The 25160-nt window shown below is 62.3% G+C and carries 22 protein-coding genes; 12 read left to right on the top strand and 10 right to left on the bottom strand.

Going from position 1 to position 25160, the window contains the following annotated elements; all coding sequences use genetic code 11:
* Positions 1-100: 100 nt before the first annotated feature.
* The gene (locus AB4Z20_RS22340; protein ID WP_214512298.1) at positions 101-328 is read right to left on the bottom strand and encodes a DUF3079 domain-containing protein; all 228 of its coding nucleotides are present in this window, start codon (positions 326-328) and stop codon (positions 101-103) included.
* Between the two features lie 204 nt (positions 329-532).
* Between AB4Z20_RS22340 and AB4Z20_RS22335 the strand changes: the two genes are divergently transcribed.
* The 4 genes from AB4Z20_RS22335 to AB4Z20_RS22320 are packed head-to-tail and all read left to right on the top strand — an operon-like array spanning position 533 to position 3660.
* Positions 533-1063 carry an iron transporter gene (locus AB4Z20_RS22335; RefSeq protein WP_442090613.1) on the top strand — a complete coding sequence of 177 codons (531 nt, stop codon included), beginning with the start codon at positions 533-535 and terminating at the stop codon, positions 1061-1063.
* 2 nt (positions 1064-1065) lie between these two features.
* Complete coding sequence (locus tag AB4Z20_RS22330) at positions 1066-1428, top strand: cupredoxin domain-containing protein (protein WP_253474496.1); 363 nt, start codon at positions 1066-1068, stop codon at positions 1426-1428.
* A gap of 22 nt (positions 1429-1450) precedes the next feature.
* Positions 1451-2305 carry an FTR1 family iron permease gene (locus tag AB4Z20_RS22325; RefSeq protein WP_442090612.1) on the top strand — a complete coding sequence of 285 codons (855 nt, stop codon included), beginning with the start codon at positions 1451-1453 and terminating at the stop codon, positions 2303-2305.
* The gene (locus AB4Z20_RS22320; protein WP_320390451.1) at positions 2293-3660 is read left to right on the top strand and encodes a 4Fe-4S binding protein; all 1368 of its coding nucleotides are present in this window, start codon (positions 2293-2295) and stop codon (positions 3658-3660) included. The genes AB4Z20_RS22325 and AB4Z20_RS22320 overlap by 13 nt, the downstream gene beginning before the upstream one ends.
* Positions 3661-4110: 450 nt before the next feature.
* Here the strand turns inward: AB4Z20_RS22320 and AB4Z20_RS22315 are convergent, their stop codons facing one another.
* The 6 genes from AB4Z20_RS22315 to AB4Z20_RS22290 all read right to left on the bottom strand — a co-directional run bounded on the left by AB4Z20_RS22315 (position 4111) and on the right by AB4Z20_RS22290 (position 13182).
* Positions 4111-6531 (bottom strand): efflux RND transporter permease subunit, encoded by a 2421-nt coding sequence (locus AB4Z20_RS22315; RefSeq protein ID WP_253474488.1) that lies wholly within the window; start codon positions 6529-6531, stop codon positions 4111-4113.
* A 52-nt stretch (positions 6532-6583) separates the two neighbouring features.
* Positions 6584-7687, bottom strand: coding sequence for a WD40/YVTN/BNR-like repeat-containing protein (locus tag AB4Z20_RS22310; RefSeq protein WP_442090611.1), 1104 nt, complete (start codon positions 7685-7687; stop codon positions 6584-6586).
* A 69-nt stretch (positions 7688-7756) separates the two neighbouring features.
* A complete protein-coding gene (locus tag AB4Z20_RS22305; RefSeq protein WP_214512292.1) occupies positions 7757-9118 on the bottom strand; it encodes a DUF1329 domain-containing protein in 1362 nt (453 codons plus the stop codon).
* Between the two features lie 15 nt (positions 9119-9133).
* Positions 9134-10783 (bottom strand): DUF1302 domain-containing protein, encoded by a 1650-nt coding sequence (locus tag AB4Z20_RS22300; protein WP_253474482.1) that lies wholly within the window; start codon positions 10781-10783, stop codon positions 9134-9136.
* 89 nt (positions 10784-10872) lie between these two features.
* The gene (locus AB4Z20_RS22295) at positions 10873-11640 is read right to left on the bottom strand and encodes a coniferyl-alcohol dehydrogenase (protein WP_253474479.1); all 768 of its coding nucleotides are present in this window, start codon (positions 11638-11640) and stop codon (positions 10873-10875) included.
* 69 nt (positions 11641-11709) lie between these two features.
* The gene (locus tag AB4Z20_RS22290) at positions 11710-13182 is read right to left on the bottom strand and encodes a benzaldehyde dehydrogenase (RefSeq protein WP_442090610.1); all 1473 of its coding nucleotides are present in this window, start codon (positions 13180-13182) and stop codon (positions 11710-11712) included.
* Between the two features lie 284 nt (positions 13183-13466).
* Here AB4Z20_RS22290 and AB4Z20_RS22285 point away from each other — a divergent pair, with 284 nt between their 5' ends.
* Positions 13467-15242, top strand: a complete 1776-nt coding sequence (locus AB4Z20_RS22285) for a sigma 54-interacting transcriptional regulator (RefSeq protein ID WP_442090609.1) — start codon at positions 13467-13469, stop codon at positions 15240-15242.
* A gap of 132 nt (positions 15243-15374) precedes the next feature.
* On the opposite strand, the gene AB4Z20_RS22280 is transcribed toward AB4Z20_RS22285, so the two are convergent.
* Both AB4Z20_RS22280 and AB4Z20_RS22275 read right to left on the bottom strand, forming a co-directional pair.
* The gene (locus AB4Z20_RS22280; protein ID WP_442090608.1) at positions 15375-15752 is read right to left on the bottom strand and encodes a hypothetical protein; all 378 of its coding nucleotides are present in this window, start codon (positions 15750-15752) and stop codon (positions 15375-15377) included.
* Positions 15753-15763: 11 nt separating this feature from the next.
* Positions 15764-16666 carry a helix-turn-helix domain-containing protein gene (locus AB4Z20_RS22275; RefSeq protein WP_442090607.1) on the bottom strand — a complete coding sequence of 301 codons (903 nt, stop codon included), beginning with the start codon at positions 16664-16666 and terminating at the stop codon, positions 15764-15766.
* Between the two features lie 273 nt (positions 16667-16939).
* Between AB4Z20_RS22275 and AB4Z20_RS22270 the strand changes: the two genes are divergently transcribed.
* From AB4Z20_RS22270 to AB4Z20_RS22260, 3 genes are all read left to right on the top strand, one after another.
* A complete protein-coding gene (locus AB4Z20_RS22270; RefSeq protein ID WP_442090606.1) occupies positions 16940-18253 on the top strand; it encodes an ABC transporter substrate-binding protein in 1314 nt (437 codons plus the stop codon).
* A 159-nt stretch (positions 18254-18412) separates the two neighbouring features.
* Complete coding sequence (locus AB4Z20_RS22265; RefSeq protein WP_253474461.1) at positions 18413-19186, top strand: L-iditol 2-dehydrogenase; 774 nt, start codon at positions 18413-18415, stop codon at positions 19184-19186.
* Between the two features lie 194 nt (positions 19187-19380).
* Complete coding sequence (locus AB4Z20_RS22260) at positions 19381-20232, top strand: CAP domain-containing protein (protein WP_253474458.1); 852 nt, start codon at positions 19381-19383, stop codon at positions 20230-20232.
* Between the two features lie 119 nt (positions 20233-20351).
* Here AB4Z20_RS22260 and AB4Z20_RS22255 read toward each other — a convergent pair whose 3' ends face one another.
* Entirely contained in the window at positions 20352-21236 is an 885-nt protein-coding gene (locus AB4Z20_RS22255; RefSeq protein ID WP_253474455.1) for a LysR family transcriptional regulator, read from the bottom strand.
* A gap of 113 nt (positions 21237-21349) precedes the next feature.
* On the opposite strand from AB4Z20_RS22255, the gene AB4Z20_RS22250 reads away from it, so the two are divergent.
* The 4 genes from AB4Z20_RS22250 to AB4Z20_RS22235 all read left to right on the top strand — a co-directional run bounded on the left by AB4Z20_RS22250 (position 21350) and on the right by AB4Z20_RS22235 (position 24764).
* The gene (locus AB4Z20_RS22250) at positions 21350-22699 is read left to right on the top strand and encodes an acyclic terpene utilization AtuA family protein (protein WP_442090605.1); all 1350 of its coding nucleotides are present in this window, start codon (positions 21350-21352) and stop codon (positions 22697-22699) included.
* Complete coding sequence (locus AB4Z20_RS22245) at positions 22699-23022, top strand: AtuA-related protein (protein ID WP_253474449.1); 324 nt, start codon at positions 22699-22701, stop codon at positions 23020-23022. Before AB4Z20_RS22250 ends, AB4Z20_RS22245 begins: the two co-directional genes overlap by 1 nt.
* A 51-nt stretch (positions 23023-23073) precedes the next feature.
* Positions 23074-24381, top strand: coding sequence for a CitMHS family transporter (locus tag AB4Z20_RS22240; protein WP_258691111.1), 1308 nt, complete (start codon positions 23074-23076; stop codon positions 24379-24381).
* 194 nt (positions 24382-24575) lie between these two features.
* Positions 24576-24764: a nucleoid-structuring protein H-NS gene (locus tag AB4Z20_RS22235; protein ID WP_258691306.1), complete on the top strand. Its 189-nt coding sequence runs from the start codon at positions 24576-24578 to the stop codon at positions 24762-24764.
* The last annotated feature ends 396 nt before the right edge of the window (positions 24765-25160 follow it).

The raw sequence follows: 25160 nt of genomic DNA, 5'->3' as shown, positions 1-25160 counted from the left end.
TCGGTTCTGTAGGAGCTGGCGAAGCCTGCGATCTTTTGATCTTTCGCTTGAGATTCAAGTGTCTTTGGGAAGATCGCAGCCTCGTTGCACTCGACAGCTCCTACACCTTCAAGTGAGTGGCGCTTGGATCGATGACCTTGGCGGTAATATCGACCAGCTCCAACCCCCAATCCCCGTGCAGGTACCAATCCTCTCCGATCATCTCGGCCGGGTGCATCGTTCGATCGGCACCGTTGCCGCAGGCCAGCGCACTGGTCGGACAGTAACGATCACACCCCCAGCAAATACGCTCGGGATGTTTGGGACTGATGGGAAAGGGCTTTGCCATGACGACCCCGTATAACTGATGGGTGTACCCGCACCCTACCGCGTCGGGGCGCCGTGCCCCTTGATCCCGATCAAGAACAACCGTGCAGGAACGAGTCGGCATTCGTTGTGGGAAAATTCGCGCTAAAAATTGACAAGAATCATTACTATTCGCAGCAAAGCTTCCTAGACTCGGCGCCATTATTTAGCCAACCAGGAAGTCATCATGCGCACACTTGCAACTCTGCCTCTGGCCCTGCTGTTTCTCGCACCGCTGGCCCAGGCCAAGGAATACCCCATCGGCGAACCGCAACTGTGCCCAGGACTGGAGGTCGGTGCGGTGTATTTGCAGCCGATTGAAATGGCCCCGGCCGGGATGATGCGAGCCACGGCCGATTCCGACGTGCATCTGGAAGCCGATATCCGCGCCACGGCGGACAATAAGCAGGGCTTCCAGGAAGGCAGTTTCGTGCCCTACCTCAATGTGTCGTTCCAACTGAAGAAACAAGGCAACGACACCGAGCTCAAGGGTGACTTCCACGCCATGGTCGCCAACGACGGGCCGCACTATGGCGACAACGTCAAGCTGCTCGGCCCTGGCAAATATCAACTGACGTTCACCCTCCTGCCGCCTGGCGGCCATGGCTTGCTCGGCCGTCATACCGACAAGGAAACCGGCGTGGCGCCATGGTTCGAACGCTGCGAACTGCATTACGAATTCGTCTACGCCGGGATCGGTAAAAAAGGCGGGTACTGAGCATGCGCCGCTCATCCTGCCCACGGCACGTCGCGCCTCATCGACACCTGGCCTGGTTGACGCTGGCCGGTTTGCTGCTGCCCTCGATCGCCCAAGCCGAATTGCCGACTTACGAACTGAGCATACGCGACGGGCATTTCACGCCCTCGCAACTGGAAGTGCCGGCCGGGCAACGGTTCAAGATCGTGCTGAAAAACATCGGCCAGGGCCCGGCGGAGTTCGAAAGCACGCCTTTGCGCGTCGAGAAAGTGCTCTCGCCCGGCGTCACGACCTTCGTGGTCATCCACCCGTTGCGCCCCGGGCGCTATCCGTTTTTCGACGAATTCAATCCGCAACTGCCCGAGGGCGGGATTCTCGCCCAGTAATCGGTCAGCAGGAGGCGTTTGCATGACTCAATCGATGTTTATTGTCTGGCGCGAAAGCGTCGAGGCGTTGTTGGTGATCGGGATTCTCCAGGCCTGGGTCAGCCGGCAACAACAGGCCAGCCAACTGCTGCGCTATGTATGGACCGGCGCGGCGCTGGGCCTGCTGCTTTCGGGCGTGCTGGCCGGCCTGATCCTGCTGGCCGGCGAGGCCATGAGCGGGACGGCCAATGAATGGTTCCAGGCGTCGCTGGCGCTGGTCGCCAGCCTGCTGATCGTGCAGATGGTCGGCTGGATGCATCGAAACGCGAGGACGCTCAAACATGACCTGACACGCCACGCCGACCAGCGCCTGAGCCGCCAGGGCGGCCTGGGGCTGTTGGTGCTGGCGCTGCTGGCGGTCAGCCGCGAAGGCAGTGAAACCGTGGTGTTCCTGTATGGTGCCGGTGCGCGTCTGCAAGGGCCGCAACTGGGCTTGTTCGCTGTGGGCGCGCTGGCCGGGCTGGTGCTGTCGCTGCTGACCGTCTCCTTGCTGCACAGCAGTCGCCGGTTCATCTCATGGCCGCGTTTCTTTGCCATCAGCGAAGCGATCCTGCTGCTGTTGGGGGCAGCGTTGCTGGTCAGCGGCGTCGAGCGGGTCGGCGGCCAAATGCTCGCGATGGATTGGCCCGAGGCGGTGTATCGCGGCATTGGCGACGCGCTGTGGGACAGCAGCCCAATACTCGACGACGGCCATGGTTTGGGCGGGTTCCTGGCGGACTTCACCGGCTATCGGGCCAGCCCGAGTGCGATGACGCTGCTGGTGTGGCTGGGCTATTGGGCCGTCGTCGCGGGCTGGCTGCGGCCGCGCAAGACGGAAAACCTGCCATGCCCGACCTGAACCCCTGGCTCCAACGCCTGGGCGACGGCATGCGGCGCCACGGTGCAACCATTCGTGCCGTGCAATGGGCGGTGGTGCTGTTCTACGCGGTGCTGCTGGTGGTGCCGGCCCTGCTGCCATTGCCCAGCGCCCAGGCACGCCTGTTCGATAATCTCACGCTGCTGGCGCAGTTTCTGTTCTGGGGCCTGTGGTGGCCGTTCGTGTTGCTGTCGATCGTGTTGTTCGGGCGACTCTGGTGTGGCGTGCTGTGCCCGGAAGGCGCCTTGAGCGAATGGGCCAGCCAGTACGGCAAAGGCTTCGGGGTGCCGCGCGGATTGCGCTGGGCTGGCTGGCCGACCTTGGCGTTCTGCCTGACCACCCTCTACGGTCAACTGATCAGCGTCTACGACTACGCCCAGGCGGCGTTGCTGATCCTGGGCGGCTCGACCGTCGCCGCGGTGATCGTCGGCCTGTTGTTCGCCCGGGGCAAGCGGGTGTGGTGCCGTTACCTGTGCCCAGTCAGTGGCGTCTTCTCGCTGCTTGCTCGCTTGGCGCCTGTGCACTTTCAGGTGAACGAACAACGCTGGCTGGAAAACCCGGCACCGCGTCGCCCTCCTCCCAACTGCGCGCCCTTGCTGGACATCCGCCGCATGCGTGGCGCCGCCGATTGCCACGCCTGTGGTCGCTGCAGCGGCCAGCGCGATGCGGTACGGCTGATTGCCCGCTCCAGCAGCGAGGAAATCCTGCACTCGACGGCTGACACCCTCTCGCCCTGGGATGTTCGCTTGCTGTTGTTCGGTGTCATCGGCCTGGCCATGGGCGCCTTCCAGTGGACTGTCAGCCCCTGGTTCATCGACCTCAAGCAAAGCCTGGCCCAATGGCTGGTCAGTCATGATTGGCTCTGGGCACTCCAGGACAACGCGCCCTGGTGGCTGTTGACGCACTATCCGCAACTCAATGACAGTTTCAGTTGGCTCGATGGTTTTTGCATCGTCGCGTACCTGGCCATGAGTGCACTGGTGATAGGCACTTCGCTGATGCTGCTGATGCGCCTGGCGGCACGCCTCTCGGGTGACAGCACACAATATCCGCCCTTAGCCATCACCCTGACACCCCTTGGCGGTGCAGGGTTGTTCCTCGGCTTGTCGGCCACCACGGTCAAACTGCTGCGCTATGAAGGACTGCTGCTGGAATGGGTACAACCGGCTCGGGCCGTATTGCTGATAGCGGCGATAGCCTGGAGTTTATGGCTGGGCTACAAACGCCTGCAGCAGACGCAGGCTCCATCGACCCAACGATTGCCAGCCATGGCATGCCTGGTCTTGGCCAGTAGCCTGGTGGGTTATGGCTGGTGGCTGCAGTTCTGGGGATGGTGATGTGTTCACAACACCCTGTGGGAGCGAGCTTGCTCGCGATGAGGCCGGCACATTCAACATCACCAAAAACTGACACACCGCCATCGCGAGCAAGCTCGCTCCCACAGGAGAAACCCGCCAGACCGCCTCGCTTTTGATCTTGATCTTGATCTTGATCTTGATCTTGATCTTGATCTGGGACGCCCCGTTAACCACGCTGGCTGAACGAAGGTATTGCGCAGTGGGCAACCCGGCATGGATGCAGGGTTAGCCGCGCTGGGCCATGGATGGCCCTTCGCGGCGGCCCACGGAGCAATGCCTTCGTTCAGGCATGCCGAGCCTAGGCGAGGCACCGAGTGGTGGGGCAAAGCGCTTTTGGTTACTTTTGGCGCTTTTCCAAAAGTGACCCGCTGTAAGAGCGGAACCATAAGTAGCCGTTACCTAAATAACGGATATTCACCCCAAAAGCCCTCAGCCCCGAACCAACCGCCCCTGCCGACTCAACTCAGGCTTTTTTAAAAACACCCTCTGCGGCAACAGCAACCAAGCCAACGCCGGCAGCAAGATCAAGGCCCCCAGCATGTTCACCAAAAACATGAAGGCCAGCAAAATCCCCATATCAGCCTGAAACTTGATCGGCGAAAAGGCCCAGGTCGACACCGCCACAGCCAAAGTCATACCCGTCAACAACACCACTTTGCCGGTGAACAAAAGTGCCTGGTAATACGCCTGGGCCAAGGTATCACCTGCCCGCATTCGCGCCAGGATCACGCTCAACACATAGAGCGCATAATCGACCCCGATGCCCACGCCCAGTGCGATGACCGGCAGTGTCGCGACTTTCACCCCCATGCCCAGCCCCACCATCAGCGCCTCGCACAGGATCGAGGTGAGCATCAGCGGCAGCATCGCGCACAGGGTCGCGCGCCAGCTGCGGAAGGTCACCAGGCACAGCAGACTGACTGCGCCATAGACCCAGAACAGCATCTCGCGCATGGACTTCTTCACCACGATATTGGTCGCCGCTTCGATCCCCGCACTGCCGGCCGCGAGCATGAACTTGACCTCTGGCATCTGGTGCCCGGCAATAAACTGCTCACTGGCCTCCACCACCCGGTTCAAGGTGTCAGCCTTGTGATCGGCCAGGTAAACGTACAGCGACAGCATCGAGCAGCCCTGATTGAACAGTTCTCGCGGGGCACGGGTTTGCACGGCACCCAGTGCGCCGTCATTGGGGATCAGTTCATACCATTTGAAGTTGCCTTCGTTATACCCGGCCGTGGCGATCTTGCTCAGCGCGGCCATCGAGGTGGTCGATTCCACGCCGGGCAATTGCTCCAGTTGCCAGGCCAGCGCGTCTACCGCGGACAGGCTGGCGTAACGGGTGCATTGATCCTCGGGGGTCTTGATCATGACCACGAAAATATCCGAGCTGGCCGCATAGTTCTGGGTCATGAACAACGCATCGCGGTTGTACCGCGAGTCGGCACGCAACTCTGGAGCGCCAGGGTCCAGGTCGCCGATTTTCAGGTGCAGGCTCACGGCAAAACCAAACGCGGCCAACAGCAAGCCAGTCAACATGGCGCCCGTGGCCCAGCGCCGTTGGGTGAACAAATCGAGCACACGCCACAGGGGATGCTTGATCTGCGCCTGTTGCTCGGTCGTTTCCGCACTCAGGCTGCGTTGCGCCGCCGCCGGGCTGACGCCGATATAGCTGAGCAGGATCGGCAGCAGGATCAGGTTGGTGAAAATCAGCACCGCCACCCCGAGGCTGGCGGTGATTGCCAGGTCCTGGATCACCCGAATGTTGATCAGCAGCAACACCGCGAAGCCCACCGCATCACAGAGCAAAGCGGTGATACCGGCGGCGAACAGGCGGCGGAAGGTATAGCGCGCGGCGACCACCCGGTGGGTGCCACGGCCGATGTCCTGCATGATGCCGTTCATCTTCTGCGCGCCATGGCTCATGCCAATGGCGAACACCAGGAACGGCACCAAGGCCGAGTAAGGGTCCAGTTCATAACCGAGCAGCGCTAGCAGCCCCAGTTGCCAAAGCACCGCCGCCAGTGAACAGATCACCACCACCAAGGTGCTTCGCGCGCAACGGGTGTAGCCAAACAGCACCAATACAGTCACCAGCACCGCCACCACGAAAAACAGCAATACCTGGGTCATGCCCTCGATCAGGTCGCCGACGATCTTGGTAAAGCCGGTGACATGAATCCGCAGGTCATCGCTCTGGTACTTGTCTCGCAGCGCCTCCAGTTGCCGGGAGAACTCGCCATAGTCCAGCGCCTTGCCCGTCTGCGGATTGATTTCCAGCAACGGCACGAAGATCACGCTGGACTTGAAGTTGCCGGCGACCAATTGCCCGACTTCCCCGGAGCGGGCCACGTTGGTCCGCACCTGCTCGAGGCTGGTGGCCGAGCCATCGTAGTCGTCGGGGATCACCGTGCCGCCGTCGAGCCCGTCTTCGGTCACGGCGGTCCAGCGCGTGGTCGGGGTCCATAACGATTTCATGTAGGGGCGGTCGACGCCCGGCAGCAGATAGAGCTCATCGTTGAGCCTGGCCAGGGTGTCGAGGTAGTCCTTGGTGAAAATACTCCCCTGCTTGACCTCCACGGCGATGCGCAGCGAGTTGCCCAGGCCGCTCAGTTCCTTGCGATTCTCCAGGAAATTGGCGACATAGGGATGCCCGGTGGGGATGGTCTTCTCGTAGCTGGCATTGATGCCGATGCGCGTGGCTTGCCAACCGAGCACCAACGTCACCAACAGACACAGCAGGATCACCAGCGGTCGATGGTTGAAGATCGCCCGCTCAGCAAAGTTGCCTGACGCCCGGTCGAAGTCTTCCTGGCGGCCGATCACGGTTTGGGTTCTGTCGTCTTTCAAGTTTGACTCCTGTTGCACGAGCCTTGGCCCGATAGCGCTACACCGTGAAGTTTCAAGGTTTACCCGCGGCCCGTGGATCCTGGTCAGCGGCGACACCGGACAAACCGACGCTGGTCAGGCTGCCGTCGACCGCCTGTTGCACGGCAGCGAGCGTCCCGCCGCTGCGGCTCTGACGCTTGTCAAAGCTTCGCCCCTGGTCATGGCTGAATAAAAGTTCACCACTCTGGCTGGCCAACAACAGGCCGCCGTCGCGCAGTTGGAGGGCGCTCGCCAGTGTCGACTCGATACCGGTGTCAAGGCGTCGCCAAGTGTTGCCACGATCCCCGGACCACCAGGCGTTGCCGCGCAAGCCATAGACCACCAAGGCCCCGTCGCGGGTGCCGAGCAAACCGAAGAAACTGCCCTCATACGGCGACTTCAAGGCCTGGAATGACTGCCCGGCGTCGGTCGAACGCAACAGCAAACCGCGCTCCCCCACCAGCCACAGATCGTTGCCCAAGGCGCGGATGCCGTACAAATTCAAGCCCTGCGGATTGTCCACATGCCGCATCCACGGCTGCCAGCTCAGCCCGCCGTCGTCGGTACGGAAGATCTGGTTGTAGGCGCCCACGACGTAGCCGTGCAGCCGGTCACTGAAGTACAGGTCGAGAAACGGTTTATCCGGTCCGTCATCGAGCATGCGCCGTGCCTGCGCCAAGTGGCTGGCACCGTCGGGTTGATTGACATCGCGCTCAGCGAACTGCACCGCCGAGGCGATGGCACGCTGACCGTCGAGTTGCTTCTGCCAGGTTTCCCCGCCGTCCTGGGTGTGCAGCACCACGCCCAGATGACCGACCGCCCAGCCCTGCTCGGCATCGACGAATTGCACCGCCGTCAGGCTGACGCTGACCGGCACCTTGGCCTGGCGCCAATTGACTCCAGCGTCATCGGAGAGCAGCACGATCCCGCGCTCACCGACCGCCACCAGACGCTCGCCGGCCCGGGCCAGCCCGAGCAACACCGAGCGCTGCGCCTTGGCGGTCGGCAATGCCGGCTGTTGCAGCACGGCCAATGTCGTGGCCTGTGCAACCAAGGGCACGCTCACCAACAGGCTCCCCACCAAGGCGCAAACACCCCATAGCGGACTGCGGCGCGCAAAAAATTTTTCAACGTTCATATCGTTATTCCGCCTGGAAAATCGTAAGCGACCGCGGCGAACCTCCTCCTCGCCACGGTCGCCACAGGTTCAACGCATGTTTTCGTTGGCCATGGCATCCGGCGTGAAATAGGACGCCGAAGGTCTCGCGATCTTCTGGTACTGAACCGCCAGGTCATTGCTCGATGCGTTGAGGAAGTAGGCCCCGGTGTCGAGGTTGTAGCTGCCCCACATGACCTGTGCGGTGAGGACCGGCATATCCGGCGCCAGCAGCGTCAGTGAATACATCTGCCGGCCGAGTTTGCCCTGGGCGTCATAACCGTCGGCCATCAGGATCTGCCAGGAGTCTTCGTCGACGTAGTAGGTCCGACGCGGCACGACATGGCGCTTGCCGGATTTGAGCGTGGCCTCGACCACCCAGACACGGTGCTTCTCCCAACGCACCAGATCAGGATTGAGGAAGTTTTCCTTGACCAGGTCGTCGCTCTTGGCCAGCGCGGCGCGGTTATTGTTGTAGCCGACGATCAGCTCTTTCTTGCCCACCAGCTTGAGGTCATAGCGATCGGTAGGCCCGAACAGCATGAATGCTTCGTCGAACAGGCCGACGCCAGAGGTCACGAAGTCCGGCGTGTCATAGGCAATGTTTGGCGCCCGGCGAACCCGGCGCTGGCCGACCAGATACTGCCAGGCCGCCCGATTGGCCGGGTCCATGTCCCAATGGGTCATCAGGCCCTCGCCGGCCTTGGATGACGGCAACTCAGTCAACAGCTTGCCCACCTGGTACTTGCCCGCATAGTTTTCCAGGCTGCCGCCTTCGAAGTAGTAGGGAAACTGATAGGAGAACTGGGCCCGGGTCGCCTGGACTTTCTTGCCACCGGCGGTCATCAGCCAGGTATCGAAAGGCGCGCTGATGGTGTCGCCGCCCTGCCAGGACAACCGATAATTCCACAGCACTTGCGCACCGTTTTCCGGGATCGGGAACGGAATGCCGCCGTAGGCGTTGGAGACCTTCTCGCTGTCCACGTCCAGCGCGGCGCGGGTGGCGTTCTTGCTGGTGTTGTCATACACCCATTGCGGAGCGGCGGCCGAGCGATGGGTCGGGTACACGTCCAGGCGATAGCCCGGGTATTTCTTCAACAGCAGCTTGGTCCCTTCGGCCAATTCGCCGGCGTACTGCTCCATGTTCGAGGCTTTGATCGAATACAGCGGCTTCTCGCCAGCGAATGGATCGGGGCGCTTGTCGCCCGGTTTGTAGCCAGGCGTGACCTGGGTATAACCACCCTGCCAAGCCGGGATACTGCCATCGGCATTGCCGGCGCGCTCGCCACCCAGGGGGGTCAGATCGGTTTTCAAGCGCGCGGCCTGTTCAGGCGACACCGCCGCCTGCGCCAATCCCATGCCGGCAAGGGCCAGGGTCAGGACGCAGGTGTTCAGGAATGTTGTGTTCTGCATGGCGAATCCACCTTATTAGAATGAGGTTTTCACGTAGAGCGAGACGAAGTCGCGGTCGGCCAACGACTGTCCGTAACTGAAATTGCCGTCCTCGCGCAGCCCGGCTTTCGGTGCGCCGAAGAAGTTCACGTAGTTGAGGCCGACATCCCAGCGTTGCAGATAGGTGGCTTTGAGCCCGACACTCCAGTCACCGGAATGGGTGTTGCCGAAGCCGGATTTGTTGACCGCCGATGAGCGCCCGTCGAGTACCACACCCATGCCGATCGGCACGGTCAGGTCGATTCCGTCGACAATCTGGAAGTACGCCGGCTCGATCAGTACCCGCAGCGCGGTGGCATCGCGGGTGGTGTTGGAGTCCAGCGCGGCAGCGTTCTTGGTCACGCTCAGGGTGCGGTTCCAGGCCAGTTCGGCCAGGGCCGATCCGCCGTCCCAGAACGCGGTGGGCGATAACAGGTAGATCGCCGACAGGTTGGCGTGGGCGGTCTTGCCCCTGGCGAACAACTCATTGTCGCCACCATCGGCCACCATGCCGGGGGTCACTACTTGCAGATTACTCACCAGCGGCGCGTTCCAGCGCACCGACGTTTCACCGGCAAAGTTGAACGGACCGTAGGCCGTGGAGAAGCTGACGCCGGCAGTCTTGATGTCTTCGGCGTAGACCTGGCGATAGGAACCCAGGATCGGCAAGCCAGTGGCCGCAGACGCCGGACCGTCCAGGTACGCGTACAGCCCGATCGGCGCTTTATCGTGATACTGGGCCGCGTAGAAACCCAGCTCCAGCTCGGTGCCGGTTGGCTTGAACCGGATCTGCATGCCGCCCTGCCCCGAATTGCGCGGTTTCAAATCGCCGCCATTGACCGTGTCGTTGCCGAACACTTCGCGCAGAGGGCCACTGCCGTAGCCGATGGCATCGACGTCGCTCAGGTAGCTGCCGGCGCCGGGCAGATTGGAACGCTCCCACTCAAACTGATAGTAAGCGCCCACCGACAGTTGCGGGTTGATCTGCAACTGCCCGGAGATCTGATTGACCGGGCGCAGGATCTCCTTGAACTGAGTCCCCGGCACGCTGAGCAACTTGACGACGTCGGTCGGGCCCTGGGCATTGGCAATGCCGTTGCCACCGTAGAACAGGCTTTCCCCATAGATCAGGCTGTGTCGGCCCAGGCGCGCCACGCCCTGGGAGTCTTCACCCAGATCCCCGCGCAAGAACACGAAGGCATCGAGAATTTCCGCGTCGCGACCATGGAGCTTGCGGGTTTCACTGAGGAAATGCGGTTGCTCGCTGCTGTCGGTGTCCTGGTTGTAGATATCGTCGTACCAGGCTGCGCCGCTCACGCGCAGCCCATAGTTTTGCCGGCTCAGGTCCATTTCGGAAAACAGGTCCAGGCGGTTGGAGACCAGGCCACTGCTGAAATTCTTGTCGCCCTGGCTCTGGATCGAGGGGTACAGGCCGTTGGCGGTTGGCGCGTTGACCAAGCGACTGTCCTGCCCATGCAGGCGCCAGGCCTGGCTGTACTTGATGGTGTTGTCCCAGCGCAGTTTCCAGTCGGAGTCACCCAGGTCCATTTGCATGGCCTGGACCCTTTCGACCATCACACCGGTGCTGCATAACGCCAGGAACAGGGCGCAATGCTTGAAACCAAAGCAATCTTTGAGGTTATCCATGGACGCTTCTCATTATTGTTATTTTTTGGCATGGCTTTGCAGCCAACACGCTCGGGTAGCGGCTTGCACCGCGTTCTACGGATGCGCATTCAGATGTAGGTGGAGGCCAATCCACCATCGACCGGCAGGTTGACGCCGTTGATCCAGCGCGACTCGTCGGCACACAGGAAAGCGATCACCGCCGCCACCTCATCGGCGTAAGCGGGACGTTTCATGCGATGGGCATCGGCCTGGGTCCGGGCCTCGCCGAGCATGCTCACGAAGTCGTCGAGGATGGGCGTGAACACCGGGCCTGGCGCAACACTGTTCATGCGCACCGAATGCTCAAGAAACCAGGGTTGGGCCTGCAGATAGGTCCAGACGATCAAGGCTTCCTTGAAGTACTGGTAGCAGGTCTGGTCCGGCACCCGGTGGTCGGCCAGCCAGGCTTGCGCGGCGGTAAAATCTTCGATGCGCGCCAGCGCCTTGTGCTGTTCCAGGCGCAACGGCCATTCGGCGCCGAGGATCGAGGCGATATTGACGATGCTGCCGCCAGCGTTGATGCGCGGCAGCAGCGCACGGCTCAAGTGGCGCAACCCGAGGTAGTTGACCCGCGCCAGCAATTGCGGGTTTGCGGTGCCCGGCACCCCGGCGATGTTGCACAGGCTGTCGAGCCGTGCGGGTAGCTGCGGCAGCAACCGTTCGATGTTTTCGGCGCTACTCAAATCGCCCTGTACAAAACCGTCCAGGGTCATGTGCGGCGCCTTGAGGTCGACGCCAATCACGTGGGCGCCATGACTGCGCAGCAGGCTTGCCGTGGCAGCACCAATGCCTGACGAGACACCGGTGACCAGCACAATCTTGTTGTCGAGTTTCATGTTGAGTCCTCTTATTATTTTTGTGTACTCGCAGGGCCCTCAGCTCATCAGGCCCTGTAAACCTGCCTGTCAGAAAGGATAGACCGGCGCCTTGTCCTTGACCGTCACCCACTGCCATTGGGTGTATTCGTCCCAGTCCGCCGGGCCGCCGACGCTGCCGCCATTGCCCGAGGCGCCGCGCCCGCCGAACGGGTTGATGCACTCATCAGCGACGGTCTGGTCATTGATGTGCAACATGCCGCACTGCAACCGCTCACCGATGGCCATGGCCCGGCCCACCGACGGCGAAATGATCGCCGCCGCCAAACCGTACTCGGTGCGGTTGGCCAACTCGACAGCTTCATCATCGGTGGCGAAGCTGACCACCGTTGCCACGGGCCCGAAGACCTCCTCGTCGAAGGCCCGCATGCCCGGTTTCACGCCGCTGAGCACGGTGGCCTGGTAGAACAGTCGATCGTGCTCGCCGCCTGCCTCCAGCCTAGCCCCGGCGCGCACGGAGTCACTGACGATGTCATGCACCCGTTTCAGTTGCCGCTGATTGATCAGCGGCCCCAACGCGGCTTCGCCCTGGGCGGCGTTGCCTACCGTCAAGGCCCGGGCTTTTTCCGCCAGTTTGCGGGTCAGTTCTTCAGCGATGGATTCATGGGCGAGGATCAACCCGGTGGCCATGCAGATCTGCCCTTGATGCAGCCAGGCGCCCCAGGCCGCGTTGCGGGCGGCGAGGTCGAGATCGGCGTCTTCAAGAATGATCAGCGGGTTCTTGCCACCCAACTCCAGCGCGACCTTCTTCAGGTTGCGCCCGGCGACTTCAGCGACCTTGCGACCGGCACCAGTGGAACCGGTAAAGGCGATCATGCGCACGTTAGGGTCGCGGCACAGCGCCTCACCGGCATCCGCCGCGCCGGGCAACACTTGCAACAAGCCCTTGGGCAGCCCTGCCACCTCGAACAACCGGGCAATGAGGAAACCACCGCTCACCGGGGTCTGCGGATCCGGCTTGAGCACCACGGCGTTGCCCGCCGCCAGGGCTGGCGCAACGGAGCGCATGGACAGCACCAGGGGAAAGTTGAAGGGCGAAATCACGCCGACCACACCATGGGGCTGGCGCCGCGCATAGGACAGGCGCCCCGCCTCGCTAGGCAGGACCACCCCATGGGCCTGGGACAGCAGGCCGGCGGCCTGATGCAACAGCACGATGGCTTCGCGCACTTCATGTTGGCCCTTGAACAGCGCGGCGCCGGTCTCCCGAGCCACGTACAGCGCCAGTTCTTCGAAGGACTGCTCAGCCACGTCGGCGGCCTTGCGGAAGATCGCCGCGCGCTGCCGCGGGCCCAGCGCCGCCCACCCCGGCTGCGCCAGGGCTGCGTCGCGGCTGGCCTTGGCAATGTCGGCGGAGTCGGCCGTGGCACAGCGCATCAGCCGCTCACCGGTGGCCGGTTCAATGATCGATTGCAGCGGACCCGACGCAGGCACCCAGTCACCGTTGAAGACACATTCCGACTCGATCACCTGGGACAACAGGTGGCTTTTGGATGCAGACATTTAACACTCCCGGCTCTTTGTTGTTGTCATCGTTTGCCGCACCTGGAAGGTATCGACGCAAACGCCGTGCTAGTGCTTGAGCAAGCGCTGTGCCGGTTTTGCCTGCGGACCTTGATAAACCTGGCGCAGGGCTCTGGATCAATACTCTGCATCGAGTACAAGGCTCAGGCAGCCTCTGCCGACGTGGCCGTTGGCCAGCTGCCGCTTGTTCATTTGATAAAGTTATGCTTAATAACTATCTCGCCAGATGATCATTTCGATCACCCGCCATCAGGGGCATAACAATGAATAATCCCCACTGCCAATTGCCGGATCACCGGATCGCCACCGAGCACTTCCGTCCACGGGGTGACAGCAACGAGCTGACCGACAGCAGTTCGCCCACGACGGCAGAACTCACCGCGTGCCTGTTTTTCTCCCCCGACGACGGCCGTATCTGGCTCAACGACCAGCGCATGTTGCTGCTGCACAGTTCATCCTTCGGTGCGTTGCGCCGGGAAATCATCGAACGCCAGGGGCTTGAACAGGCCCGTGGGATGCTCACCCGCACCGGCTATTCCTCCGGTGCCCGCGATGCCCGGCTGATTCGCGAACGCTGGCCCCACGCCGATGCCGCGGCGGTATTCCGCGCCGGCACGCATCTGCACACCCTTGAAGGCATGACCAAGGTCGAGCCGCTGCATTTCAAGTTCGATGCCGACTCCGGGTTCTATGAAGGGGAATTTCTCTGGCACCACTCCTGTGAAGCCGACGAGCATGTCGCCGCCTATGGCACCGGGCAGGATCCGGTGTGCTGGACCGAACTGGGCTACGCCATCGGTTTCGTCAGCGGATTGTTCGGGCAACTGGTGATCTTCCGCGAAGTGGAATGCCGAGGCATGGGGCATGAACGCTGCCGTGTCGTCGGCAAGACCGCCGAGCAATGGGGCGATGTCGAGCAGGACCTCAATTACCTCAACGCCTCACCGCCAGCAGTCGTCGCGCGCACCGACAGCCAGTCCGACAGCGTTGCCGGCACCGCCCCGCTGCCGGACAGCGAACAGCCGCTGATTGGTGCCAGCGCCGCCTTCAACGCCGCGACCCAGGCCCTGCAACGGGTGGCCTTGACCCCCGCCACCGTGCTGGTCAGCGGCGAATCCGGCGTCGGCAAGGAGATGTTCGCCCGCCAGCTGCACCAACTGAGTCGCCGACGTGATGGTCCGTTCATCGCCCTCAACTGCGCGGCCATCCCCGACAACCTGATCGAGGCCGAACTGTTTGGCGTCGAACGCGGGGCCTATACCGGGGCCACCCATTCACGCCCCGGGCGTTTCGAGCGAGCCCATGGCGGCACGTTGTTCCTGGATGAGATCACCTGCCTGAGCCTGGCCGGGCAAAGCAAGTTGCTGCGCGCCTTGCAGGAACGGGAAATCGAACGGGTCGGCGGTGGCCACGGCATCAAGGTCGATGTGCGGGTCGTGGCGGCCACCAACATCGACCTGCGCAAGGCCGTGGCCGACGGCGCGTTCCGTGAAGACCTGTTCTACCGGCTCAACGTCTACCCCATCGCCCTGCCGCCCTTGCGCGAGCGTCGCGATGACATACCGCTGCTGATCAATGCCTTCCTCAAGCGCTTTTGCCAGGAATACGGCCGCACCCCGATGGGCCTGACCATGCGCGCGTTGAAGGTCCTGCTGCGCTATGACTTTCCGGGCAACGTGCGGGAATTGCAGAACCTCATCGAGCGCGGCCTGATCGCCAGCGAAGAAGGCCAGGCGATTGACCTGGTCCACCTGTTTCGCAATGAACAACTGCCAGTGGACGCGTATTCCGTGGACCTGCACGGCGGTCTCTCGCCGATGGGCCAGGCCGCCAACGACGCTGCGGAAAAACCGGCGCTGCTCCAGTCCCTCAGCCAACTGGACTCGGACTTCTCCATTGACGGCCTGGAGTCACGGCTGATCAACGAAGCCCTGCAACTGAGCAGCGGCAACCTGGCAGCGGCCGCCCGCTCATTGGGGCTGAGCCGGGCACAATTCGCCTATCGGTTGAAGAAGCATCAACGGGGTGTCCTCGACTAACGGGTCAATCACAAATCCCYCTGTGGGAGCGAGCTTGCTCGCGATRGCGGTGGGTCAGCTGACATTGATGCTGGCTGTGCTGACGCCATCGCGAGCAAGCTCGCTCCCACAGGGGTTCGTATTGACGGCAACTCAATCCGTCGTGCTCGCCGCCAGTACGGCAAGCGTTCGGCGCTTCGGGTTCCAGATGCTCAGGCACCAGACGCCCCACCACTCCAGGCCATCGTCGAAATAATCGCTCCAGGGTTCCCGTGCCTGATCGTACTCGTCGCTGGCCGTCCAGTTGAGGTTGAAATTGTCGACCCAGCTCAACACCACCCCATCAGTGCCGTCCTCGAGCCCCAGCAGGTCGAGCCATTCGCTGAACAGCGCTTGCGGGGTGTCGTCGCTGAAACGGGTAGCGGCATCACTCGCCTCGGGCACAAGCACCAGGAAATCGAAGGCGCAACCGGCCTTTTCCATCCGCTGGCGCAGGGATGCACTGGCTTGCTGTTCCACGATGCGCAACATGACCGTCTCCATCAAGCAGGGGAAAAAGCGCCCCGCCGGTACTCGCTGGGGGTCTGGTTCATCTCTATCCGAAAATGCCGGTTGAAGTTGGACAAATTGTTGTAGCCCACTTCAAAACAGATATCGGTCACCGGCATTTCGCTCTGCAGCAGCAAGCGACAGGCACGCTGGACCCGCAGCTTGCGCATCAGGTCAATGAAGCCGTGCCCGGTGATGCGCTTGAAGAACCGCGAGAAGCCCGGCTCGCTCATGTCCAATTGGCGGGCGATCACCGACAGGCGCAGGTCGCCGGTGAGTTCGGCTTGCAAGTATTCGAAGGCTTTATGGATGCGCTCGGAGCTGCGCGCATCGAGGCTTGGCGCGTAGCAAGGGCTCGCCAGGCTCAAGACCTCGTCGCCAGGGGCTTGGTTGAGGGTGTGCAGCAGTTCCAGGAACAGCGCCAACCGCGCCAGTCCCTGGGCCGGGCCGATGGCTTCCAGCAGGTACGCGGCCTGCCGCGCGGTGTTGCCGCCGAAGGCCAGGCCGCGGCGGGCGCGTTCGAACAGGCCCTGCAGATCGCCCAGTTCGGGCAGGGTTCGGCGCAAGGTCATCAGCGTTGCACCGTCGAATTGCAAGACCACGTCACGCCCGGGCTGGTGCTCGCCCGGCGCCAGGTCGCCCATCCAGTCGTGGGGCAAGTCCGGGCCAATCATCGCCACATGGCCAGGGCCAAACGGACCGATGTAGTCGCCCGCCAACAGTTTGCCGCTGCCCTGGCGGATCAGGTGGATTTCAAATTCAGGGTGATGGTTCCAGCGCGCCATCGGGTACGGGTAGTCATGTTCGTACCAGCGAAAACTGTGTTCGGCCTCGGGCAGGATGACTTCCAGTTCGGCTGGTCGCTGCTCGAACAGCGGCGTTCGGTGATCAGGCATGTCGCGCCTCTTTTATCGTTATAGCGGGCACCTTACGCCGAGTGCGCAGCGCTTCGCCAGCCTCGGCCTGACCGGCCACTGATACTTTTTTAACCCGATCCTGTCGCACTCAAGGGCGTTAAAAAAGTATCAGCGCACGATCCTCCCTGCGTTTGTCGGCCTCCACGGGCGCTGCTGTAATCGGCCTGCCATTGGCGACGAACCGCCCAGCTCGACGCCACGGCCCCCACAACAATAATAATTCTGCGCCCAGGCGCAGCTCTGGAGAAGCTCATGAAAACAGTGCCCAAGGCGCTTGTCATGTTCGCGGGATTGTCTTTTGCCCTGGCCGGACACGCCGCCGAGACCCTCACCATCGCCACGGTGAACAACGCCGACATGATCCGCATGCAGAAACTCTCGAACACCTTCGAGAGCGAGCACCCGGACATCACGTTGAACTGGGTGGTACTCGAAGAAAATGTCCTGCGCCAGCGCCTGACCACCGACATCGCGACCCAGGGCGGGCAGTTCGACGTGCTGACCATCGGCACCTACGAAACCCCTCTTTGGGGGGCCAAGCACTGGCTCGAACCGATGACCAACCTGCCCGCCGAGTATGACCTGGAGGACATTTTCCCTGCCGTTCGCCAAGGCCTTTCGGTCAACGACACGCTTTACGCCCTGCCCTTTTACGGCGAAAGCACCGTCACCTATTACCGCACGGACCTGTTCAAACAGGCCGGCCTGAGCATGCCCGAGCAACCGACCTGGAGCCAGCTCGGTGAATTCGCTGCCAAGTTGCACCAACCTGACCAGGGCCAGTACGGCCTGTGCCTGCGGGGCAAGGCCGGTTGGGGCGAGAACATGGCGCTGCTCAGCACCCTGGCCAACACCTTCGGTGCCCGTTGGTTCGATGAACAATGGAAACCGCAGTTCGACAGCCCGCAATGGAAGGCCGCCGCGCAGTTCTACGTCGATACGCTGAAAAAATACGGCCCGCCGGGCCTGACCAGCAACGGGTTCAACGAAACCCTGGCGCTGTTCAACAGCGGTAAATGTGCGATCTGGGTCGATGCCAGCGTCGCCGGCTCCTTCATCACCGACACCAGTCAAAGCAAGGTCGCCGACCGTGTGGGCTTCGCTGCCGCCCCCATCGAAGTAACCCATAAAGGTGCTTCCTGGCTGTATGCCTGGTCACTGGCGATTCCCACCAGCTCCCGGCACAAGGACGCCGCCAAGGCGTTCGTGGCCTGGGCCACGTCCAAGGACTACATCCAATTGGTCGCCCAGCAGGACGGTATCAGCAATGTCCCGCCCGGCACGCGCATGTCCACCTACAGCGACGCCTACCTGAACGCCGCACCGTTCGCCCCGATCACCTTGAAAATGATGCAGAACGCCGATCCGGCCCATCCCACCGCCGAACCGGTGCCGTATGTGGGCATCCAGTACGTGACGATTCCAGAGTTCCAGGCCATCGGCACCGCCGTCGGCAAGCTGTTTACGGCCGCCCTCACCGGACAGATCACGGTGGAACAGGCACTGGCCTCGGCGCAATCGAGTACCGAGCGGGAAATGAAGCGGGCCGGGTATCCAAAGCAATAATGATTGGCACCGGCCCTGCGGCTAGAAGGTTTACCCCTCTGTGGGAGCAAAGCTTGCTCGCGATACAGGCACATCGATTTCTGAGTGACCGCATTTGCTTCATCGCGGGCAAGCCTTGCTCCCACAGGACTTTTTTCGTACTTCGAAAAGGACAACCCCATGAAACGACTGGAAGGAAAAAGTGCCCTGGTGACCGGTGCCGCCCGTGGTATCGGCAGGACGTTCGCCCAAGCCTATATCAACGAGGGCGCCACAGTGGCGATCGCCGATATCGACCTGGAGCGGGCCCAGGCCACCGCCGCCGAACTGGGCGATAGCGCCTACGCGGTCAAAATGGACGTGACGGACCAGGCTTCGATCGACCAAGCCATCGAGGCCGTGGTGGCCCGGGTGGGCAAGCTGGATATCCTGATCAACAACGCCGCGCTGTTCGACCTGGCGCCCATCGTGGAAATCACCCGCCAGAGCTACGAGCGGCTGTTTTCCATCAACGTCGCCGGCACGCTGTTCACCCTGCAAGCGGCGGCGCGGCAGATGATCCGCCAGGGCCATGGCGGCCGGATCATCAACATGGCCAGCCAGGCCGGTCGCCGTGGAGAAGCGCTGGTCGGTGTCTATTGCGCCACCAAGGCAGCGGTGATCAGCCTCACCCAGTCCGCCGGGCTGGATCTGATCAAGCATCGGATCAACGTCAACGCCATCGCCCCCGGCGTGGTGGATGGCGAGCATTGGGACGGTGTGGACGCGCTGTTCGCCCGCCACGAAAAGCTGCCGCTGGGGGAAAAGAAGCGCCAGGTGGGGCAACAGGTGCCCTATGGCCGGATGGGGACTGCGGAGGACCTCACCGGCATGGCGATTTTCCTCGCCTCGGCGGAGAGCGAATACGTGGTGGCGCAGACCTATAACGTCGATGGCGGGAACTGGATGAGCTGATAATCTGGGTTTTTATGGCCTTGAAACGACGGAAATGGACTTATTCGCCTGAAAGTTGATCCCACTATTTGAGGATCATCCCGAACGCTACCCAACGGTGCCGTTCAAAGGGATTTCAAAAGAGCGTGAATACCGTTGCCCCAGCGGGGCAAAAATTGCGCATCATAGGCGCCGTCCGCTCAAGGGAGATTTACATGCGTGCCATTTCATCCGTCGTGGGTCTTGTCGTGCTGTCGCTGGGCCTGGTATTCGCCACCAGTGCCACGGCCACCGAAGAGACACAACTGGTCGAGTCCATCAACCTTTACCGCAGCCAGTCCCAGAGCTGTGCCGGCCAGGCCTCGCTGGAGTTGCCACCGCTGGCGATGGATTCCCGGCTGATCCTGTCGGCCAATGGCATCGGCGACCTGCAGCAGGCGCTGGCGCGGGCGGCCTACCCAATGGTCAATGTGCAGGCCATCAGCCTGTCCGGGCCGCGCGACGCGCAATCGGCCATGAAAGCTGTCCAGGAAAGCTTCTGCCAGGTAGTACTCGACCCGCAGTTCGTCGACATCGGCGTCAGCCGCCTGGACCGCGAATGGCGCATCGTGCTGGCGCGCCCACTGCTGTCGGCGCGCCTGGGTGATTGGCAAGCCGAGGGCCAGAAGCTGCTGAAACTGATCAACAGTGCCCGCACCCAGCCGCGTCGCTGTGGCACCGAAACCTTCGCCGCCACCACGCCGCTGGCCTGGAACGCCACCTTGGCCCTGGCCGCTGTGACCCACACCCGGGCCATGGCCAACAACAATTTCTTCGACCACAAGGACCGCGACAACCGCATGCCGGGCGACCGCGCCGAACTGGCCGGCTATCTGGGCCAGTTGATCGGCGAGAACATCGCCGCCGGACAGGACACCGCGCTCAAGGTGGTGGACGGCTGGCTGGCCAGCCCGGGGCACTGCGCCAACCTGATGAACCCGAAGTTCCGCGAATTGGGCGCCGGATACGCGAGCGATCCGAAAAGCGATGCCGGGATCTATTGGACGGCGATGTTTGGCACTCAATAGCGCGGTGGCCGGGCCATCGCTTTCGCGAGCAGGCTCGCTCCCACAGGGGGCGAGTGATGTTCATGACGCGCCACCTTGTGGGAGCGAGCTTGCTCGCGATAGCCATTGCTCCATCAACCTCAGTGGCCGTGGCTGAGCAGCACCTGCCGCAAATGCTGCATGAACTGACTCAACGAAGGTGATTGGGCCACCGGCTTGCGTTGCAACAGGCCGATCGAGCGCTTCGCCGGCTGGTCGATGGTGGTGACAGCACACTGCTCACCGATGTTGAACACCGCCGTGCAGCTGGCCGGCAACAGAGAAAATCCCAAGCCTTCGCGCACCAGGGCCGTGGCCGTGCTCATGTGCGCCACTTCCCAGGCCGGCACAGGGTCGATGTTCAAATAGCGCAACGCAGCGTCAGCCAGGGGCCGGATGCTGGTGTCAGGCGTGAGGGCAATATAGGGTTGCCGCTTCCAGTCGTCCTGGCCGTCACGCTGCGGGTCTTTGTGGCTCAGCAACACCAGATTGTCATCCAACAGGCGCACAAAGCTCAGTCCGGACAGATCGTCAGGCAACGAGCTGATGCCGGCGTCCACCTCTCCTCGCTGCACCCAGCCCATGATTTCCCCGGCGCGGCCGTCCAGCAAGCTCACCGTCACGCCAGGGTTTTCATGCTGGAAAGCAGCAATGGCGGTCGGCAGGAATGACGCCGCAGCGGTCGGCAAGGCTGCCAGTCGGAGCGTGCCACGGCTCAGGCTCAGGGTGTCGCGAGCATCGCGCACGGCGTCGTTCATGTCCCGGAGCATGCGCCGGGCCTGGGGCAAGAAGTGCTCACCGGCGGGCGTCAGCTCGACGCTGCGGGTGTTACGTGCGAGCAACTGCAACCCCATGCTCTCTTCCAGTTTGCGGACGCTATAGCTCAGCGCTGGCTGGGACAGGTGCAACTGTTCGGCCGTGCGGGTAAAGCTCGAAGTCTCGGCAATAAGGATGAAGGCACGAAGCTGACGAAAAGAAACGTTCATGACCCACTCATAAAATTAATGAATCAATTGATTCTATCTTTAAAATTCACAGAATAATCCAGCCTCTCCACTATGGGGCCACTCTTCAGTGCCACCCCTCAGTGGAAAGCGACATGACAAAAACAATTCTCGTCGGCTGCGGCGCCGGTTTCGCCAATGATCGACCCGACGCCGCCCTGCGCCTGGCCCAGGACCTGGCACAACGCGGCGGCCAGCGCTACATCATGCTGGAACTGCTGGCTGAACGGACCCTGGCCGAGGCGCAACTACGCAAGCGCCTGGATGCACAAGCGGGATACTCCGCGCGCCTGTTCGATTTTCTCGAGCCCATGCTGGACCTGTGCATCGAGGCTGGCATCCCGATTATCACCAACGGCGGCGCCGCCAATCCGAGGGCGGCCGCGCAACGGCTGCGCCAGACGCTGGCCGGCCGCTTCCCTGCACTGAAAATCGCCTGCGTGCTGGGTGATGATCTGTTGGAAGAATCACCGCCCCGTTACGAACAATGGCTGTCCTCGGAGCCCTTGGAGCACCCCGTGTCGGTGAACGTCTACACCGGGGCCGACGGAATCGCCCAGGCGTTGGCCGAGGGCGCTGGCATCGTGCTGTGTGGCCGGGTCGCGGATCCGTCGCTGGCCGTGGGGGCGATCCGCCATGGGTTGGGTTGGTCGGCCGACGATTGGCAGAAAATGGCCATCGCCACCACGGCCGGCCATCTGCTGGAGTGCTGCACCCAGGTCACGGGGGGCTATTTTGCCCATCCTGGAATGAAAGACATTCCGGACCCGGCCAATCTCGGCTGCCCCATTGCGCAAATCCATCAGGATGGCCGCCTGATCATCGGCAAGACCCGCCACTGCGGCGGACGGGTCAGCGAACAGACCGTCAAGGAGCAGCTCCTTTACGAAGTGCACGACCCTCGACGCTACCTGACGCCGGACGTGGTCCTGGACCTGGGCCAGGCCCGTGTACAGGACTTGGGCGATGACCGTGTTGAAATCAGCGGCCTGCTGGGTCATCCGCGTCCCGACACGCTCAAGGGCCTGGCGGGTGTGCGCGGCCTCTGGTTCGGCGAGGCGGAAATATCCTACGCAGGCCCCGGCGCCGTGGCGCGTGCCGCGCTGGCGCGGGAAATCCTGCTGCAGCGCTTCGACCTGTTGGCACCCGGGGTCCAGCCCTGGATCGACCTGTCCGGGGTCGCCAGCCTCTTCAACGACCAGGCCGGTCGATATCTGCAACAGCAACTGGCCCAGGCGCCCGCCCTGGAGGATGTGCGCGTGCGGATCGGCCTGACTCACACCGACCGACAGCTGGTGGAGGCCCTGCTGGCAGAGGTCGAGTCGCTCTACACCAACGGGCCGGCGGGCGGCGGTGGCGTCCGGCGACACCTCGCCGAGACCGTTACCACCCGCAGCTTCCTGCTGCCGCGAGATGAAATCCATACAACCCTGGAGTGGTACTGATGAACCTGGTCACCCTCGCCGACTATGCCCATGCCCGTGCTGGCGACAAGGGCAACATTCTCAGCATCGCCCTGTTCCCCCACGATCCGTCCCACTATCCATGGCTGCTACGGGAGTTGACCTGCGCCCGAGTGGCCGAGCAATTCGCGACGCGACAGCCTTCCAAGGTGCATCGCTATGAACTGCCGAACCTGAATGCGCTGAATTTCGTGCTCGAGGACGCCCTGGAGGGCGGTGTGAACCGCAGTTGCGGTCTTGATCGTCACGGCAAGAGCCTGAGTTACCTGCTTCTGGCCTTGCGCCTGCCCGGACCGCATGGCTGATCGACTCACCGCCCACGAACCTTCGACAACAATAAAAAGAGAGGCTGCAACATGATTACAACCCTGGGTTTCCTGATGATGCTCGCCATTATCGGATTGATATTGCTACGCAGGATCAGCCCGGTGGTGGCGTTCACCACCCTTCCCGTGATCGTTTGCCTGCTGGCCGGTTTCAATCTCGGGCAGATCGGCGAATTCATCAAGGCCGGCCTGATCACGGTGGCCCCGACCGCAGCACTGTTTCTGTTTGCCATCCTGTTCTTCGGCATCATGCGTGACCGGGGATTGTTCGATCCCTTGGTCAATCTGCTGATCCGCAGCACGGGCGGCAAGCCCCTGGCCGTGGCACTGGTGACGGTTTTGGTGACGTCAGTGGTCCATCTCGACGGCGTCGGCGCCGCCACGTTCTTGCTGACCATCCCGGCCCTGCTGCCCTTGTATAAACGCCTGAACATGAGCCCGGCGATGCTGTTGTGCCTGGTCGGCACCACGGCTGGCGTGATCAATATGGTCCCTTGGGGTGGCACGACTGCCCGCGCCGCCGCTGTGTCGGGGCTGGATGCCACCCAACTGTGGCTAGGCTTGCTGCCGGTGCAGATGGTGGGCCTGACGTGCATGCTCGTTATCGCGACCGTGTTGGGCTTGCGCGCCCAGCGTCGCCAACCGATGTCGCTGGGCGCGGCTGCAACCTGTGACATGGACAGCCTGCAACCCCAAGACCGTGAATTCGCCCTCTCCCCACGAGAACTGCGTTACTGGCTGAACGTGGCGCTGACCGGTGGGATCCTGGCGTGCCTGTTCACCGGCATTTTTCCCTTGTATGCCTGTTTCATGGTGGGACTAGGCATCGCCCTGCCCTTGAACTTCCCGTCCCTGGACGCCCAGGCCGAACGCCTCAAGGCCCATGCGGCCGATGCGCTGCAAATGGTCCTGGTGATGATGGCCGCCGCCGTTCTGCTGGGCGTGCTCTCTGGCGCAAAGATGTCCGACGGCATGGCATTGGCACTGATCGATATCATGCCAGCCGGTTCTGCCCAATATCTGCATGTGATCGTCGGTTTCTTCGGCGTTCCGCTGGGGATGATCTTCTCACCGGACGCCTACTATTTCGCCTTGCTACCGGTGATCAGGGATGTGGCCGCCGCCGCGGGTGTCCCCCTCGAGGCCGTGGCCCGGGCCATGCTGATCGGTGAGAACACCGGATTCTCCATCAGCCCGGTGGTGCCCAGCGTGTACCTGGCGCTGGCGTTGTCTGGTGTAGAGCTGCGCAAGCACATCGCCTATACGTTCTTCTGGGCCTGGGGCGTCAGCCTGGTGATGCTCGCCTTTGCCGTGGCGACTGGAGCGGTACAGGTGTGAATAAGCGGTGAATGCGGTGCTGATGGATGCGGTTGATGAGGTCCAGGCACTGGTGCGTCAAGCGTTTGGGGGCGGTGTGTATATCCGTTGGTGCGGTAACGGCGACTAATGGTTCCGCCCTGACGGCGGGTCACTTTTGAGAAGCCCGGAAGCCGGCCCAGTCAAAAGTAACCAAAACGCTTTTGCCCCACCACTTGGCACCTCGCCTAGGCTCGGTGTGCCCTCACTCCGGCATTGCTCCGTGGGCCCGCCGCGAAGGGCCATCCATGGCCCAGCGCGGCTATCCCGGCATCCATGCCGGGATGCCCACTGCGCAATGCCTGCGTTCGGCCATCGTGGTTAACGGGGCGCCCGAGATCAACCTCCACCGCGAGGCGGCCTAGTAGCCGACCTGGTTCTGGGTGATCGCGTTTCTCCTGTGGGAACTTCTCCTGTGGGAGCGAGCTTGCTCGCGATTGCAATTCATCATTCAATCCAAATATTGACTGACACACCGCTATCGCGAGCAAGCTCGCTCCCACAATAAGATCGGGTACGGCCGAAGAGATAGGCCAGCTGTTAGGCCGCCTCGCGAGCAAGCTTTACTCCCACAGATCAGACGGGTGTACGACCGGGAGAACCAGGCCGGCCGTTAGGCCGCCTCGCGAGCAAGCTTTGCTCCCATAGATCTGATGGGTGTACGACCGGGAGAACCAGGCCGGCTGCCAGGCCGCCTCGCGAGCAAGCTTTGCTCCCACAGAGCTGACGGGTGTACGACCGGGAGAACCAGGCCGGCTGCC

It is taken from the genome of Pseudomonas sp. KB_12 (genome assembly GCF_052114545.1).
GTDB classification, from domain to species: domain Bacteria; phylum Pseudomonadota; class Gammaproteobacteria; order Pseudomonadales; family Pseudomonadaceae; genus Aquipseudomonas; species Aquipseudomonas brassicacearum.
The sequence above is the reverse complement of the archived record's forward strand: the minus strand, read 5'-3'. Positions and strand labels throughout refer to the sequence as shown.

Coding starts and splice junctions, on each gene's coding strand:
- AB4Z20_RS22340 (WP_214512298.1), bottom strand. CDS start 328: ATGGCAAAGCCCTTTCCCATCAGTCCCAAACATCCCGAGCGTATTTGC.
- AB4Z20_RS22335 (WP_442090613.1), top strand. CDS start 533: ATGCGCACACTTGCAACTCTGCCTCTGGCCCTGCTGTTTCTCGCACCG.
- AB4Z20_RS22330 (WP_253474496.1), top strand. CDS start 1,066: ATGCGCCGCTCATCCTGCCCACGGCACGTCGCGCCTCATCGACACCTG.
- AB4Z20_RS22325 (WP_442090612.1), top strand. CDS start 1,451: ATGACTCAATCGATGTTTATTGTCTGGCGCGAAAGCGTCGAGGCGTTG.
- AB4Z20_RS22320 (WP_320390451.1), top strand. CDS start 2,293: ATGCCCGACCTGAACCCCTGGCTCCAACGCCTGGGCGACGGCATGCGG.
- AB4Z20_RS22310 (WP_442090611.1), bottom strand. CDS start 7,687: ATGAACGTTGAAAAATTTTTTGCGCGCCGCAGTCCGCTATGGGGTGTT.
- AB4Z20_RS22305 (WP_214512292.1), bottom strand. CDS start 9,118: ATGCAGAACACAACATTCCTGAACACCTGCGTCCTGACCCTGGCCCTT.
- AB4Z20_RS22300 (WP_253474482.1), bottom strand. CDS start 10,783: ATGGATAACCTCAAAGATTGCTTTGGTTTCAAGCATTGCGCCCTGTTC.
- AB4Z20_RS22295 (WP_253474479.1), bottom strand. CDS start 11,640: ATGAAACTCGACAACAAGATTGTGCTGGTCACCGGTGTCTCGTCAGGC.
- AB4Z20_RS22290 (WP_442090610.1), bottom strand. CDS start 13,182: ATGTCTGCATCCAAAAGCCACCTGTTGTCCCAGGTGATCGAGTCGGAA.
- AB4Z20_RS22285 (WP_442090609.1), top strand. CDS start 13,467: ATGAATAATCCCCACTGCCAATTGCCGGATCACCGGATCGCCACCGAG.
- AB4Z20_RS22280 (WP_442090608.1), bottom strand. CDS start 15,752: ATGTTGCGCATCGTGGAACAGCAAGCCAGTGCATCCCTGCGCCAGCGG.
- AB4Z20_RS22275 (WP_442090607.1), bottom strand. CDS start 16,666: ATGCCTGATCACCGAACGCCGCTGTTCGAGCAGCGACCAGCCGAACTG.
- AB4Z20_RS22270 (WP_442090606.1), top strand. CDS start 16,940: ATGAAAACAGTGCCCAAGGCGCTTGTCATGTTCGCGGGATTGTCTTTT.
- AB4Z20_RS22265 (WP_253474461.1), top strand. CDS start 18,413: ATGAAACGACTGGAAGGAAAAAGTGCCCTGGTGACCGGTGCCGCCCGT.
- AB4Z20_RS22260 (WP_253474458.1), top strand. CDS start 19,381: ATGCGTGCCATTTCATCCGTCGTGGGTCTTGTCGTGCTGTCGCTGGGC.
- AB4Z20_RS22255 (WP_253474455.1), bottom strand. CDS start 21,236: ATGAACGTTTCTTTTCGTCAGCTTCGTGCCTTCATCCTTATTGCCGAG.
- AB4Z20_RS22250 (WP_442090605.1), top strand. CDS start 21,350: ATGACAAAAACAATTCTCGTCGGCTGCGGCGCCGGTTTCGCCAATGAT.
- AB4Z20_RS22245 (WP_253474449.1), top strand. CDS start 22,699: ATGAACCTGGTCACCCTCGCCGACTATGCCCATGCCCGTGCTGGCGAC.
- AB4Z20_RS22240 (WP_258691111.1), top strand. CDS start 23,074: ATGATTACAACCCTGGGTTTCCTGATGATGCTCGCCATTATCGGATTG.